This window comes from Colwellia marinimaniae, from assembly GCF_002207865.1.
GTDB lineage: Bacteria > Pseudomonadota > Gammaproteobacteria > Enterobacterales > Alteromonadaceae > Colwellia > Colwellia marinimaniae.
In genome coordinates, this window is sequence record NZ_BDQM01000298.1 from 1 (window position 1) to 266 (window position 266).

Consider the following 266-nt stretch of genomic DNA (forward strand, 5'->3'; position numbering starts at 1 on the left):
GTTTATGGCAACGCCGTGGTGCACGGCAAGCGCGACGGCGAGCGCCTGCGCCAGCCGGACGGCGACGAGCTCCTGCTGATTGCCCGCCAGCCACAGACCGAGCAGGCCTTGCGGCGGCAGCTCGAGGCCCTCGGCTTTCGCGTAGCGCTGCGTCAGAGCCAGGCACTGCCGAGGGATTCGGCGGAGATGTACCTGCTGCCCAACGAAGATGCCTGGCTGCGTTTCGTCCGCGAGCAGTTGCCGGAGCTGCGTCGCCAGGGCTGGCA

General features: G+C 69.2%; 1 protein-coding gene. It reads left to right on the plus strand.

Translation table 11 applies throughout. The features are described 5' to 3' along the window. Positions 1–266 (plus strand): hypothetical protein (locus MTCD1_RS19360; protein WP_200818679.1); only part of this gene is annotated, 266 nt, incomplete at both ends.